18 protein-coding genes are annotated in these 14098 nt (G+C 35.8%); 7 read left to right on the forward strand and 11 right to left on the reverse strand.

Annotation, left to right across the window (positions count from 1 at the left end; all coding sequences use genetic code 11):
• Window positions 1-3: 3 nt before the first annotated feature.
• The 6 genes from BOQ62_RS18075 to BOQ62_RS18095 form a co-directional block, all read right to left on the reverse strand.
• Window positions 4-1368, reverse strand: coding sequence for a CsgG/HfaB family protein (locus BOQ62_RS18075; protein ID WP_129041698.1), 1365 nt, complete (start codon window positions 1366-1368; stop codon window positions 4-6).
• Between the two features lie 25 nt (window positions 1369-1393).
• Window positions 1394-1627, reverse strand: a complete 234-nt coding sequence (locus tag BOQ62_RS24120; protein WP_317127395.1) for a curli assembly protein CsgF — start codon at window positions 1625-1627, stop codon at window positions 1394-1396.
• Complete coding sequence (locus BOQ62_RS24125) at window positions 1612-1803, reverse strand: curli assembly protein CsgF (RefSeq protein WP_317127396.1); 192 nt, start codon at window positions 1801-1803, stop codon at window positions 1612-1614. Before BOQ62_RS24125 ends, BOQ62_RS24120 begins: the two co-directional genes overlap by 16 nt.
• 11 nt (window positions 1804-1814) lie before the next feature.
• Window positions 1815-2525 carry a curli production assembly/transport protein CsgE gene (locus BOQ62_RS18085; protein WP_228414303.1) on the reverse strand — a complete coding sequence of 237 codons (711 nt, stop codon included), beginning with the start codon at window positions 2523-2525 and terminating at the stop codon, window positions 1815-1817.
• Between the two features lie 30 nt (window positions 2526-2555).
• Window positions 2556-2954: a hypothetical protein gene (locus BOQ62_RS18090; protein WP_129041700.1), complete on the reverse strand. Its 399-nt coding sequence runs from the start codon at window positions 2952-2954 to the stop codon at window positions 2556-2558.
• A gap of 116 nt (window positions 2955-3070) precedes the next feature.
• On the reverse strand, window positions 3071-3889 hold the full coding sequence (locus tag BOQ62_RS18095; protein WP_129041701.1) for a hypothetical protein: 819 nt from the start codon (window positions 3887-3889) through the stop codon (window positions 3071-3073).
• A 517-nt stretch (window positions 3890-4406) separates the two neighbouring features.
• Between BOQ62_RS18095 and BOQ62_RS18100 the strand changes: the two genes are divergently transcribed.
• From BOQ62_RS18100 to BOQ62_RS18125, 6 genes are all read left to right on the forward strand, one after another.
• Window positions 4407-5036, forward strand: coding sequence for an NUDIX hydrolase (locus tag BOQ62_RS18100; RefSeq protein ID WP_129041703.1), 630 nt, complete (start codon window positions 4407-4409; stop codon window positions 5034-5036).
• A 20-nt stretch (window positions 5037-5056) separates the two neighbouring features.
• Window positions 5057-5869 (forward strand): lysophospholipid acyltransferase family protein, encoded by an 813-nt coding sequence (locus tag BOQ62_RS18105; protein ID WP_129041705.1) that lies wholly within the window; start codon window positions 5057-5059, stop codon window positions 5867-5869.
• 16 nt (window positions 5870-5885) lie between these two features.
• Window positions 5886-6323 (forward strand): hypothetical protein, encoded by a 438-nt coding sequence (locus BOQ62_RS18110; RefSeq protein ID WP_129041707.1) that lies wholly within the window; start codon window positions 5886-5888, stop codon window positions 6321-6323.
• Between the two features lie 6 nt (window positions 6324-6329).
• The gene (locus BOQ62_RS18115; protein WP_129041708.1) at window positions 6330-7667 is read left to right on the forward strand and encodes a UDP-N-acetylmuramate--L-alanine ligase; all 1338 of its coding nucleotides are present in this window, start codon (window positions 6330-6332) and stop codon (window positions 7665-7667) included.
• 298 nt (window positions 7668-7965) lie between these two features.
• Window positions 7966-8754 carry a C-type lectin domain-containing protein gene (locus BOQ62_RS18120; protein WP_129041710.1) on the forward strand — a complete coding sequence of 263 codons (789 nt, stop codon included), beginning with the start codon at window positions 7966-7968 and terminating at the stop codon, window positions 8752-8754.
• On the forward strand, window positions 8747-9556 hold the full coding sequence (locus tag BOQ62_RS18125; RefSeq protein ID WP_129041712.1) for a C-type lectin domain-containing protein: 810 nt from the start codon (window positions 8747-8749) through the stop codon (window positions 9554-9556). Before BOQ62_RS18120 ends, BOQ62_RS18125 begins: the two co-directional genes overlap by 8 nt.
• 96 nt (window positions 9557-9652) lie before the next feature.
• Here the strand turns inward: BOQ62_RS18125 and BOQ62_RS18130 are convergent, their stop codons facing one another.
• Window positions 9653-9910, reverse strand: coding sequence for a hypothetical protein (locus BOQ62_RS18130; protein ID WP_129041714.1), 258 nt, complete (start codon window positions 9908-9910; stop codon window positions 9653-9655).
• A 959-nt stretch (window positions 9911-10869) separates the two neighbouring features.
• Between BOQ62_RS18130 and BOQ62_RS18135 the strand changes: the two genes are divergently transcribed.
• The gene (locus tag BOQ62_RS18135) at window positions 10870-11307 is read left to right on the forward strand and encodes a helix-turn-helix domain-containing protein (RefSeq protein WP_164976788.1); all 438 of its coding nucleotides are present in this window, start codon (window positions 10870-10872) and stop codon (window positions 11305-11307) included.
• Between the two features lie 90 nt (window positions 11308-11397).
• Here the strand turns inward: BOQ62_RS18135 and BOQ62_RS18140 are convergent, their stop codons facing one another.
• The 4 genes from BOQ62_RS18140 to BOQ62_RS23960 all read right to left on the reverse strand — a co-directional run bounded on the left by BOQ62_RS18140 (window position 11398) and on the right by BOQ62_RS23960 (window position 14012).
• Window positions 11398-12006 (reverse strand): hypothetical protein, encoded by a 609-nt coding sequence (locus BOQ62_RS18140; RefSeq protein ID WP_129041718.1) that lies wholly within the window; start codon window positions 12004-12006, stop codon window positions 11398-11400.
• Between the two features lie 141 nt (window positions 12007-12147).
• A complete protein-coding gene (locus BOQ62_RS18145) occupies window positions 12148-13206 on the reverse strand; it encodes an NAD(P)H-dependent flavin oxidoreductase (protein WP_129041720.1) in 1059 nt (352 codons plus the stop codon).
• A gap of 102 nt (window positions 13207-13308) precedes the next feature.
• Window positions 13309-13758: a DNA alkylation repair protein gene (locus tag BOQ62_RS23955; protein ID WP_262708358.1), complete on the reverse strand. Its 450-nt coding sequence runs from the start codon at window positions 13756-13758 to the stop codon at window positions 13309-13311.
• The gene (locus BOQ62_RS23960; RefSeq protein ID WP_262708359.1) at window positions 13680-14012 is read right to left on the reverse strand and encodes a DNA alkylation repair protein; all 333 of its coding nucleotides are present in this window, start codon (window positions 14010-14012) and stop codon (window positions 13680-13682) included. The genes BOQ62_RS23955 and BOQ62_RS23960 overlap by 79 nt, the downstream gene beginning before the upstream one ends.
• Window positions 14013-14098 lie beyond the last annotated feature (86 nt).

Genomic DNA, 14098 nt, shown 5'->3' on the forward strand with positions numbered 1-14098 from the left:
TTTTTATTTGTTTCCGAAGTAAAAATTGATTCCTATACCAAAGCGTAAAGCCTGATCTTTTCTTTTTCCGTTTACAAGGCCTTCCCAGTTGTCTTTGAAGCCCATGTCATATTGTGCGGAAGCTCTCAGTGAAACATTACGGCTGATCATATACTCCAGCCCTCCACCGAATTGCGCTTTATATTGAGGTTTATATTTTGAATACATGGCTCCTGCTCCACCATATAGGTAGGGACTGAATCTGTATTTTGGGAAAAGTATATACTCCAGATTCACTTCGGGACCGTAGTAGTTTCTTTTCACAATATTTGAATTTTCAAGCGTAAAATAATTACCATTCAATTCTACATTCAGATAGGGAGTCAGGAAATATTTAAATCCTATTTTTCCTCCAACGTTCATTTTAGGACCTACATAATCATCTCTGACTTTTTGCCCTTCAACATTGGCGAACATGGAAAATTTCTGTCTGTAGTTTTCCGGATATTTGCCACCTACTACTCTTCCATCATTTTGCTCCTGTTCTTTGTTATAATCATTAATCAAGGTTTGGTAGGGTCCATTGGGATCTACTGCTTTTCCCCAAATTTTATCCCTGATTCCTTCTACAATAAGTGATTTTACCGCTTTTTCAATGGCTTCGGTTACAGCAAGCTGTACAGGCTCATTCTGAGTAAGACCTACTTCAGCTTCAAGAAGTCTTTCCGTATCAATGTATCTGAAAAAACTTCCGTTTACGCTGGTTGAAAGAATTGTTTTGGAGGTATAAACCGTTTTAAGAATCTCTCCATTGAGAGTAGAAACAGCACGAAGGTAAATAGTAATTCTATCCTGACGATACTGTGTGGAAGCTCCGATACCGAAATATCTGGCTCCAAGCCCTCCTGTGAGAATATTGCTGTCATAAGAAATGACACCGCCTTCAAGAAGAATTCCGGCGTATAAAAGAGGGGGAAGTGCCTGACTATTTTTGTCTGCATCCTTTATGTACTCCTGACGTGTGGAGCGGATAATTTGTCTTTCATTGAGAAGATTTGCAATATTCTCCCTTTCAATAGGGATAAACCAATGGCTGTCTTCCAATGCTTTGATGAGAATGGTAGTGGTACCTTGAGGAACTGCCGTACTCCAGTTATTTCCGTTTTCGGAAGGTTTGTACTGGCCGGTCTGGTCTCTGAATTTGTAGACTCCTATTACAATCTTCTCTTTGGGAAGTGGGAGATTTCTCAATTCTGCGGTAGAAGAGGTAACCTCTCCCATCGTTGGCTTTTCGGGATCCGAAGGTAAACCAAATATTGAACTACAAGCCTGCAGAACACATAGCAGGAAACTACAGAAAAAGATTCTGGTGTAAGTGTAGGTTGTCATGGTAAGTTTATTTTTAGTTATTTCTTTATTTCGGAATTACGATCTCGGACTGATCGCCATTACTGGTATCCAAAATATTGATTAAAAGTCCCTGATTAGTATTGGTGATCTGTAAATAAAGCGATCCAAAAAGATAATTTCCGGGCTTTATATTTCCATCACCAAACTGTTCATCAAACAATTTTCTTGAAAGTTCACTAAGGATTTGTCTGTTAAGACTCTGGGTAAAACTGTCAAGAGAGTTTACACGATCAAGCAAATTGCTGTAATCATTTTTTCATCAAATTGATTCTGTGCATTAGCAGAGCTTAAAAGCCACTGATAATTAAATGTATCTCCTCCGAAAGCCGGATTTACCGGTTTATAAACGAGCTGCTGAGATTTTCCGTAGAAAATACCCGCGATAAAGGTCAAAATAATGATAAAGGTTTTCATGGCGGACATTTTTAGTAGATGAATTCATTTTTAATAAGGTTTTTCTTAGCGTTAAATTCCTTGATATATTTTAAGCTGTAGACCAGCTGTTCTTTTAAATAATCTTCTGCCGGATTGGTCATAAAACTGTAAATGATTTTATCTTCCATCTGAATATTAATCTGGCCACTTGTTCCACGAAGAGGAAGTTCTGTAATAGTAACAGCGCTGCTGCTCTTATCCGGAAGCTGGCTGTACTGCATGTAAAACATATCATAAAAGTCTTTTCCCACCTTAGTTTTCGTCTCATCAATAGTAAGTCCCCTCAGTTCGTATGCAGCATCTTCTTCTATCTTGGCTGTTTTCTTTTTAAAAAGATCACTGTTCAGTTCCAGACTATCTTTGGCTACCAGCTTTTGTGTTTCTTCATCTCTGATATAAAGGAAAGCTTTCAACGCATCTTTTGATTCAAGATTCACACTGATCTCTGATAATATTTTGACTTCATTGGGGTTGACTGAAAATTTACCACTCTGCTGATTGTTGGAAAGATTCCCCCCGTTTCCTTTTTTAATAGAAACCAAAAGGTAATTCAACTCCTTATAAACGGTAGTATTATTCATAACAATCGCTTTCAATATAATCTGATTTTCAAGGAGGCTGCTCTCTATCCTGGCATTTACTTTTTTATCTTCCTGCCCATAACCCCATACAGACAGGAAGGCAAAAAGGTGCTCAGGCAAAGGGAATATAAAAGTTTCATCATTTGTGTTTTAATAGTTTCTCATAAAAACTGTTTTATTATCCCCTTTTACATTGATCTGAATTCCGTCCGAAATACTGTTGCTTCCTGTAACATCAATAATATTGTTGTTTCCCTGTGCAGTAACGGCAGCTTTTGTTTCTTTATCTGTAAATGAATTGATAAAATATAGGGTATTGAAATCTCCCAGCTGTTTTACTACAATATTGGTTCGGGCGTTAAGAGAAAGTTCTGCATTGTTATAATCACCCATCTGAATGATATTGGAACCGTAAGAACTCTGATCAGTCTGCTGCCTGGCTATAAGATTAAGGATTGTATTACTGTTGACCTTATCCCAGTCTATCTCTTGTGCCTGCACTCGCAGTAGTGCGAAAAGAGCAAAGACACTCCATCTTAAAGTAAACATAGCCTATCTGGTTTTAATTACATCTATACAAATCGGAGAAAATTGAAGGTAAAAAAGGAGAAACACTGTAGTTTCTCCTTTACAATTTCTAAGATTTACAGTATGTGTTATAGGGCTTAATTGGATTGATTCACAATCATTGAGTTTCCGTTACCCATCTGAGTTCCTACGTGGATATGACCATCACCGCTTTGAGCTACCCAGGTAAAGTTTCCGTTACCCATTTGAAGGTCAATAGCTGTGTTAGAATCTCCTACCTGGAACTGATAAAGTTGGTTGGCGTTACCTGCCTGTACTCCTACAGAAGTGTTGTCATCACCTACTTGAACAGAAGCTGCTATATTACCGTTTCCTGCTTGTGCATGAGTAGCACTGTTATCATTACCATCCTGATATTGAACAAGAATATTGTTAGCACCTACCTGAACTCCAGTGGCATCATTTCTTCTTCCAAGCTGAATTTGATACGCTTCGTTACCGCTACCTATCTGAAGAGCCGAAGCATCATTTCTTCTTCCGTCCTGATATTGAACGACTGTGTTACCTAATCCGATCTGTACTGAAGAAGCATCATTTCTTCTTCCGATCTGAGTTTGTTCTGTAGAGTTAAGTACTCCAAGCTGCCATGTTGAAGCAGAGTTTCTGTTACCCATCTGCATCACTTCATTTGAGTTTCCGATACCTACCTGATCGACATCTATAGAGTTTCTGTTTCCGATACTTTGTGCATTATTGACGTTTAAGATTCCAACCTGATCAATATCTGCAGTATTACGATTCCCGGTCTGTGTAAGAGAATTAATGTTCAAAAGACCAGTTTGGTCTACAGTAGCAACATTTAAGTTTCCTGTTTGGGTAGTCACATCAATATTGAATTGTGCAAATCCGAAACTCATGGCGAATAGTGTAAGTACACCTGTAAGTAAATTTTTCATCTTAGTAAAAATTAATTGGTTAATAGTAAGGCAAAGGTAGCTTCTACATCAAAGTGAAAAACCACCATCAAAGTGTAAATTTCAAAAGTCACGGTTTATAGTTGGAGGGATCACCAATTGCCGTTGTACCGATGTCATTGTTTTCAGTGAAGGGAAAATACGGCAGTGAATTATTAACTAACAGTAAGTCAGTAAATAGTGAATATTAAATAGTTTACAAATACTCACCACACTCATTATTTCACTTTTAGTATAGCATTAAAACATCACAATGGAGGGGTTTAAACTTTTTACCTTCACTACTCATTTTTTGTTTATCCGGGGAAGTAATTCTGATGATTAAAATTAAAGATTGAAGTTTTTAAGATTAAAATTTAAAATTTTTCTTCCTTGCTGGTAATGATGATTTATTATTGAAGTACGATTCACTACCAACCATCTTCTTCTCCTAATTTCCGCATAGGTTAATTAATGTTAAGGCATTTATTTCTTCAATATATATTGTTAAATTTGAGGTATGGAAAATTTTGGAAAAGATTTATTACGAAAAATAAAAAGTGTGGAACTTCCCGGTGAACATGCACATGGAGTATTCTCTCCTCCCTCCCGACCCGTTTTTACCTATGATGAAGTATTGGCAAAGAATCCCAAATTTGCAGCTGTCAACATTGTTCTTTATTTAAAAGATAACGAGTGGTATTTTCCATTGATCCAAAGAACCATTAATGAACATGACAGACACAGCGGGCAGATATCACTGCCTGGAGGTAAGCGTGAGGAAATGGACAGAGATTTTGCTGAAACTGCAGTTCGTGAGACCTCTGAAGAAATAGGAATAGATAAACATTATGTAAGGATCATCAGAGAGATGTCTCCTATTTATATCCCACCAAGCAATTTTTATGTATATCCCTACATTTCTTATACTAAAAAGGATCCTACCTTCGTTCTTCAGCAGACAGAAGCTGTGGAAACAATAGAATTTCCTATTACTTCCTTTCTAAACCTGTCTGATACCCCCGAACTCATGGCTTTGCCTAATGCAAGCGGACATGAAGTTCCTGTTATCAATTTCAACGGATACATTATCTGGGGTGCTACAGCAATGATATTAAGTGAATTCAGCCAGTTGCTGAAAAAAATGTAACTTTGCACTACCGTGTTTAATTGAGAGATGGCGAAGAAAAATATTTTACCGATGCATTCGGAACCCCTTATTTTTTGAAAAGGTTTATTATTTTTATTTTAGGAGTTGTATCATACAGAAGATTCAACGGCTTTAATAAGTTAAAGATAACCGGTACAGAACACCTCGTGGATCTTCCGGATTCTAATGTACTTTTTGTATCCAACCATCAGACCTATTTTGCAGATGTGGCGGCAATGTATCACGCCTTCTGTGCTGTAAACAACGGATATTTAAACACGATAAAAAACCCGATCTATCTGCTAAACCCTAAGATTGATTTTTACTACGTAGCAGCAGAAGAAACCATGAATAAAGGTATTCTTCCTAAAATCTTTAAAATTGCGGGGGCTGTAACAGTAAAAAGAACATGGAGAGCAGAAGGAAAAAATGTCAACAGAATGGTAGACATGAGCGAAGTAGATAATATTATGAAAGCATTGGACAATGGCTGGGTGGCTACTTTCCCTCAAGGAACTACTTCAGCTTTTGCACAGGGACGAAGAGGAACTGCCAAATTGGTGAAAAATCAGCGTCCTATTGTAATTCCAATCAAAATAAACGGATTCAGAAGAGCTTTTGATAAAAAAGGACTCCGCGTAAAGGTAACCGGTGTAAAACCTACGATGGAATTCAAGGCTCCTTTGGATATTGATTATGATAATGAAAAAGCACCGGAAATTTTATTGAAAATCATGACCGCCATTGAGCAGACAGAAGATTTCAACCTATTACACAGTTATGATGAAGAACTTAAAGCTAAAAAATTAGAACAAAAGGACTCAAATAATTAAAGTAAATAGAAAAATTATGAACAAAATACTTGGAATCTTATTCGCAATCATAGTATTAGTTTCATGCAACAGCCAAAAAGTATATTCGGATTTTGATATCAGCTATTCGAAAAGTGGAGGCTTTGCTCCTGTATATGAAAACATGCTTATAAAAGGTAATAACGTACACTACTCTTTTGAAGGGCAGGGCAAAAAATACAAACAGGACTTTAAAATTTCTGATGAAGATCTGAAGAAACTGGATCAGGTTCTTTCTCAAAATAATTTCAGAAGAATACAGGAAGACCGTAAAAAATTGTATGACAATATTTCAACTTCCATCAACATCAAGAAAGGTCCCAATGAAGGCAGTAAAACAGATGCCAGTCTGATTATTTCAAATTATCAGACCAATTGGAACAATATTCTTGAAGCTTTCCAGCAGATCATAAATACTAATGTTAAAAAACAGTAAATACAATTGAAAACCCACTTTATTGCCATTGGCGGAAGCGCCATGCACAATCTTGCAATTGCATTAAAAGACAAAGGATATCAGGTTACAGGTTCTGATGATGCTATTTTTGAGCCTTCAAAATCCCGATTGGAAAAGAAAGGAATTCTACCTCAGGAAATGGGCTGGTTCCCGGAAAAGATCACTCCGGATATTGATGCTGTTATTCTTGGAATGCACGCCCATCAGGATAACCCTGAACTTGCAAAAGCAAAAGAACTGGGTCTGAAAATATATTCTTATCCTGAATTTCTGTACGAACAGTCAAAAAACAAAACCAGAGTTGTCATTGCAGGGTCACATGGTAAAACAACCATTACTTCAATGATCCTTCATGTACTGAATTTTCACCAGAAAGATGTAGATTTCATGGTAGGAGCTCAGCTTGAAGGTTTCGACTGTATGGTAAAACTGACTCAGGATAATGACTTCATGGTATTGGAAGGTGATGAATACCTTTCTTCCCCTATCGATCTTCGTTCGAAGTTTTTACTGTATCAGCCCAATATTGCTTTAATGAGTGGTATTGCATGGGATCATATTAATGTTTTCAAAACTTTTGATGATTATATTGATCAGTTCAGAAAGTTTGTAGCAAGTATTACAGCAGGCGGCGTTTTGGTATTCAATGAAGAAGATGCTGAAGTAGTAAAAGTAGTGGAAAACGCTGAGAACTATTTCAGGAAAATCCCTTATAAAACTCCTGAATACGAAATCAATAATGGTAAAGTATATTTGAAAACCGAAATGGGAGATGTTCCACTTTCTGTTTTTGGAGCCCACAACCTGTTAAATATGGAAGGAGCAAGACATATTTGCCAGCAGCTTGGCATCATGGATGAAGATTTCTATGAAGCGATTATGAGCTTCAAAGGAGCTTCCAAACGTCTTGAAAAGGTAGAAAGAGAAGATAAGGGAACTCTTTATAAAGATTTTGCCCACGCACCAAGTAAGGTAAAGGCAGCTGTAAAAGCTTTTGCAGAACAGTTTAAAAACAATAAGAAATACGGATTTCTTGAGCTTCATACCTACTCCAGCTTAAATCCGGCTTTCCTTGAGCAATATGACCACGCCATGGATGGTCTTGAAGAAGCCATTGTTTTCTACTCCGAAGATGCTTTGAAGATCAAGAGAATGGAACCTATATCTCCTGAGTTTATCAAAGAAAAATTCAAAAATGAAAACTTAAAGGTTTTCACGAATGCTGAAGATCTTCACGCTTACTGGAATACACTGGATAAAACAAACGGTGTTTATCTAATGATGAGTTCCGGAAATTTCGGTGGTCTTGATTTAACAAAATAAAGATTATCAGATACAGGTGGGTATAAAAATTTATCAGTCTAAAAAATCCTCAACATAATAAAGCTCCTTTCATCTGAAAGGAGTTTTTATTTTCCAATAAAATAAATCATCAAAATAATCAAAATATGTTTTATTTATTTCATTCCAAAATGATTATTAATAAAAACCTTCTACCAATAAACACATACACATACGAATACGATTCTAAAACAATCATTTAATTAATTGACAATCAATAAATTGTGAATTATTTTTGCGAAATATTTTTATATATTTGAGAGAAATAAAAAGCATAAAAATGAAAAAAACTGTCTTATTTATTATTTTACCATTTGCCGCATGTGCGCAGGTTGGGATTAATACAACTACACCTGCAAAAACTCTTGATATCAATGGAGAATTACGAATCCGTACTTTACCTGTTGGGGTAACTGCCGATGATATACTTTCTACAGATGCCAATGGAAATGTGAGAAAGGTTTCCAGAAGTGAACTGAGTAGCGGATCATCATCCGGATTCAACAATACCATATTGGGATACGACCCAAAACCTGTAGCTACAAGACCACAACCACCAGGCTCAGTTCCGGGAGGAGGTACTGCTACTGAGCTAGGCTGCAAGAAATGGTCTGGGAATAATCATACCTATTGTGCTTATCAGCTATCACAAGCTATTAACTGGTTCAATGCATTCAGTTTTGGAAAACAAATGGGAGGATATCTGGTAACAATGCCTAATGATGCGGAGAGAACATGGGTTAATACCAATATTGTTGCTTCAGGAACAGGTTATAACCTGGCTAACAATGTTTGGATCGGCTTTAATAAAATTCAGAGACCAGGAAATCCGGATCAGCTTCAATGGATTACAGGCGAAGAATTTAGAATCAACTGGTCTACCAACCCTGCTACTACAGAAAACTGGTTTAATCCCGGAGAACCTAACAATTCAGGAGGCGTAGAGGGAGCCACCCATATATTTGCAGGCAGTGTAAATGCTGAAAGAAAATGGAATGATTTGAATGGAACATTAACTGCAAATTCCAGTATATCCATGAACCAGCTTATTATTGAGTTTAATGAATGATAAAAACACCTATGAAAAATCAATTTTATTATTCATTATTTTACCTTGTCTCGCAAGTGCTCAAGTTGGAATTAATACAACAGCTCCTACAAAAACACTGGACATCAATGGAGAATTACGAACCCGAACTTTGCCACAAGGTGCTACAGCTGATGATATACTCTCTTCCGATGCCAGTGGAAATGTAAGAAAGATTGCCAGAAGTGACCTGAGTGCCGGAACATCATCTGGATTCAATAATTCCATATTGGGTTATGATCCGAAACCAGCAGCCACAAGACCCCAGCCACCAGGAGCTGTTCCAGGAGGAGGAACCGCTACGGAACTTGGCTGCAAAAAATGGACAGGAAATAACCATACTTATTGTGCTTATCAGCTTTCACAGGGAATCAACTGGTTCAATGCATACAGCTTCGGGAAACAAATGGGAGGGTATCTGGTAACGATGCCCAATGATGCGGAAAGAATATGGGTTGCAACCAATATAGTAGCTTCAGGAACAGGTTACAACTTAGCCAATAATATATGGATAGGTTTTAATAAAATTCAGAGACCTGGTAACCCGGACAGGCTTCAATGGATTACCGGAGAAGAGTTCAGAATGAACTGGTCTACCAATCCTGCCACCACAGAAAACTGGTTTGCTACGGGGGAACCTAATAATTCCGGTGGAACCGAAGGATCTACTCATATCTATAATACCGCCGGAAGTACAGAAAGAAGATGGAATGACTTAAGTGGATCAACAACCACTTTTACCGGCTCCGCAATGAATCAGCTCATTATTGAATACAACGAATAAAAATAAATCAAAAAGCTTCAGAATATATCCGAAGCTTTTTGGTGAATATATATGTAATTGTGTTTTAACAGGTTATTAGTTTTTAGTTATATTATTTTATCCAATTCTGGATAATACGGCCCTCATAATTTCCTGATTTAAGGTTAAAATTATGCGGTCTCCAGCTTGCCTAGCCATTATTCCAGAAGCTTGCATCTCCATAGTCATCTGTGCTGTTTGAAGAAGTTCCAATATTATCATTAAATTACTTGCTGTTGTAATATTTTCTGTTGTTGTAAAACTTACCCCATTATTGGTGGAGGTAGTAATATTAACAGTTCCTGCGGTATTTACATTAGAATGAGGAATACTCACTGTTTTGACATTATTATTAAAATATTAAGAGATCAATTGTAGCAAATCTACATTTGGATTTTTACCCTACACTGGAATACTTTAAAAGAAAACTTGAATTCCACTAAAAAATATCCGATGAATATTTTTACTAATTTTATACAGCTTCAGTATTTTTACTAATTTTACAGCATCAAATAATCGTAGAAATTTTATAATTCTTTATTTATAATTGATTACAACTTCAGTAAGCAATTAGTTTGTATTTGTTGCAAAACTAAAGGTTTGAATAGATCAGATAAACAGAGAATCAGTCAAAATTCAATATCAACTGAATAAAAGATAAGATATTGTTTAAAAGATATTTAAATAAAATATTTTTGAAAATTATTTGGAAAACACTTTTTAATGGAAAATTTTTATTTAGAAAATATTGAAAGTCTTAAAAAAAGATTTATTCAGCAGTACAATATGCTTACCTGTTGTATATTAATTATACTGATTGCTGTTTTTCATTTTTACATCTATATCCCAAAGATGGCAAATTACCTCTTAGGAGGGCTTATTTTTCTGATTTACAGTAATTTCCTGATAAAAAACAGATATACTGCTAACCAGATCATAAGAGCATATATGATTATCGCGCCAGCATATCATTTTTATATTATGCTTACCTTTTGGAATAACTCAATCAGTTTATTTGCAACTCTGTTTCCACTTCCCCTTGCTGCTTATGTATTCTTTTCAAAAAATGGGCGGTAAGGTATTTACTCTATATGCTGGGGAATATTCTGGCATGTTACATCACCATAACTTTTTTTGACATCCATTTTCCAAAATACCCCCATAATCAGGTCATTTTTTCAGATATTCTCAACTTCATATATACTTTTGCAGTCATCGTTTTGCTATTTATTTATCATGACAAGCTTAATAAAATTAAAGCTTTTACCGATCTCCAATCTGAACTTGTGCTCAATATGCAATCCGTAAGTGAGCATTCACCACTTTCAGATACAAGTAAATCAATAAGAAAAGAAAGTACGATAAATCAGAAAACCGTTAATGAGGTATTTGAAAAACTCAACTATATTATGAGTACAAAAGGGCTATTCAAAGATCCAAAGCTCAACATTTCAATGCTAAGTATCCAATTAAATATTAATTATAATTATCTTTCCAAAATCATACGAAATAAAGGATATCAGAATTTCAATGCTTACCTGAATGAATATAGAATTAATTATGTAAAAAAACTTATGTCAGAAACTGATCTTCAGAAAATCACTCTGATGTATATCTACACTGAAGCTGGATTTTCAAATCAAACAACCTTCAATAGAGTGTTTAAACAAATAGAAGATATTACCCCTTCAGAATATATCCAAAAGAATTTTCCTTCTCAGGATATTCAATAGATAGAGTAAAAAACAATCCCCTATTTCATTGGCAGAGTGAATTACAGGATGAGCTATAAAAAACTAAAGATTGTCTTTAGTTTTTTAGTTTTACTTTAATTTTTTGTTATTAGTCAGCTCAATACTTTTGATGGATCCAACCGGTGAAATTTTTATCGTTTTACTCCCTTTAGCCAAATAAATATAATACATACTGTTGGATCCTATCAGATGAACCTCTTCAGAGTTTTCATCCCCATAGTTCAGTTTATTATCATATTTAAGCTTATTTTCTCTTATTTTTCTGGTAAGCCCCAAACCTTCACCCCATCCAATTCCTACAAAGAAAGACAGCAGCATCATAGCCAGGAATCTCACAAACATATTGGTAAAATGATTTTCAATAGCTTCCTTACTCATGTTTTCATGTTCCTTAAGGGATGCCATTTGCAGAGCCCAGCGCTTCTTTTTATTAGCCTGTTTTGATAAAAATGACGGAAAAGCAAATGAGAAAACAACGACTCCAATGAGAGCAAATAATATAATCGGATGAGCCGTTAAAGTGGCAATTGGACTGATCAGGATGTCCATGATGGTTGAATATTTCAGAATATTAATACCTATCTGATAATAGAAGACACTCTCTTTTAATATTCCCATCACCACAAGAAAAAGATAGCCGAACGGAAGTGATCTTTGAATTCCTTCTGAAAATTTCATGTATGTTTTCGTTGATTTTAGTTTTTATATTTAATTAAACTGATATCCCTGAAAGAATTCTGTAAGAAAGAACTTTCGGCACATCAGATAACACTGAGTCACGAAAATATAAAATTACTGTCACATTGAAAACATACTCATCTATTTTTCACATGCTTCAATCAGTTTCTTCAAAATTTCTTCTGTAGAAAGTTCACTATATTGATGGATCGACTGCCCTATCCAGAGTTCGACAAATTCAGGATTTTGCAAGGATTTCGCAGCTTTACGCAAAGCGTTGGTGAGTTTGTTCTGATAAGGATAAGGTAAGATATATTCTGAATTTTCAACCATTTCTATAAATTGATTTTTCACCCCTCTGGCATACCTTCCGGAAAAACTCTTTGTTAAAACAATATCTTCTTCCCTTACTCTTTTAAGCCTTTCCTTTTCAAAAGGCTGTAAAGCACTTTCCTGAGATACCAATAAAAGATTACCCATCTGAAAACCCTGCGCTCCAAGATCTTTGACAGCCTGTAATGTCTTTGCGTCATAGATTCCTCCTGCATAAATCAAAGGGGCTTTCACCTGGTCATAAATCTGTGACAGCAAAGACAATCCTCCGATCTGCGGAATATTTTCTGCTTCAAAGCTCCCTCTGTGACCACCAGCTTCTATCCCTTGAACACAGATGATATCAATACCGGACTTTTCAAGCAACAAAGCCTCTTTCACAGAAGTACAGGTTCCGACAAGAGTAACTCCGTTTTCTTTTAATTTCTGAATACTCTGATCATCCAGATTTCCGAAAGTAAAACTTACAATTTTACAGTTTTCCTGAATGATAACATCAATCTGTTCTTGATAGCTGTTTACATTAATTTCTTCAAGAGCCGGAAGAGCCACTTCGATACCATTTTCTTTGGCCAGCTGCTCAATAAACTGTTTGGTTTTAGCATACTTTATCTTTAAAGAATCAGTCAATTCCGGAATGTGATGTACAAAAATATTGGCTGCAAAAGGTTTATCAGTCAATGTTTTTATTTTCCTTATCAATTCAACAGACTGTCCTGCAGAAAGATCAGCCAGAGCCAAGGATCCCAGACAATCTGCTTTAGTTGCTGCAACAGCCATTTCTACGGTACTTACTCCAAACATTGGAGCCTGAATAACAGGGTATTTTATCCCAAGCTTTTTACTGATTGTATCCGGCCAAAACATAAGAATTATTTTTATTAAAATGTACGAAGAACAAAGCAATACTTTTTATTTCAGGATATGATATTGCTCAGAATGTGGGTTTAAGGTTTAAAGTTTTGAGGTTTATTTTGTCTTCCTGAGTGCTTTATAGTGTAATTTTAATTCCGGATCCAGTTTTTCTGTTGCATAGGAAAATGTAACGGCCGGCATTGTTTTCACATGAGCACTGAGAAAATCATTTAGTTTCTTTTTATCTTTTTTACCAGCTTCTCTGATCCAGCTTCCTACGGCTTTATTCACCAGTTCGTTCGGATCATAAACAAGAATTTCCGCAATAGCAAAAGTATCTTCTACATCATTTTTTCGGATAAATGCATGAGTACTTACAATGGCCGTTCTTCTCTCCCATGGACTGTCAGAATAAGCAAGTTGATATAAAATATCTCTTGGTTTATCCATAAGATATTCCCCGATAATACTTCTGGCTGCTTTGTCTACAAAATCCCAGTTATTAAGACGGTCGTGACGGCTAAAGTACAGGTCAAAAAGGGCTTTCTTTTGCTCTTCAGACATTTTTTACTTCTTGCCTGATAATCCATAATACTCACCGCTCCCATTCTTACTTCATAAAAATCACTATCAAGAAGTTTATTGATCTCATCCAGAGACATCATCGAAAACTCTTTAGCTGTATTAAAAACATCTCCGAATTTCACTCCGAAACTCTTCGTAATACCATCGTTTCCTTTGAAAAACTTTTCAACCTTACTAAGCTCTTTTTCGTTCTTAAACAATGCGAGTGTTTCTATGAATTCTTTTGCTGTCATGGGATATTATTTAAAATCCCGCAGATTTCACAATAATTCAGATTTGTAAGTCTGTAAATTCATGAAAACTGCGGGAAGCATTTTAT

Source organism: Chryseobacterium sp. CH21, from assembly GCF_004119445.1.
Classification (GTDB): Bacteria; Bacteroidota; Bacteroidia; order Flavobacteriales; family Weeksellaceae; genus Chryseobacterium.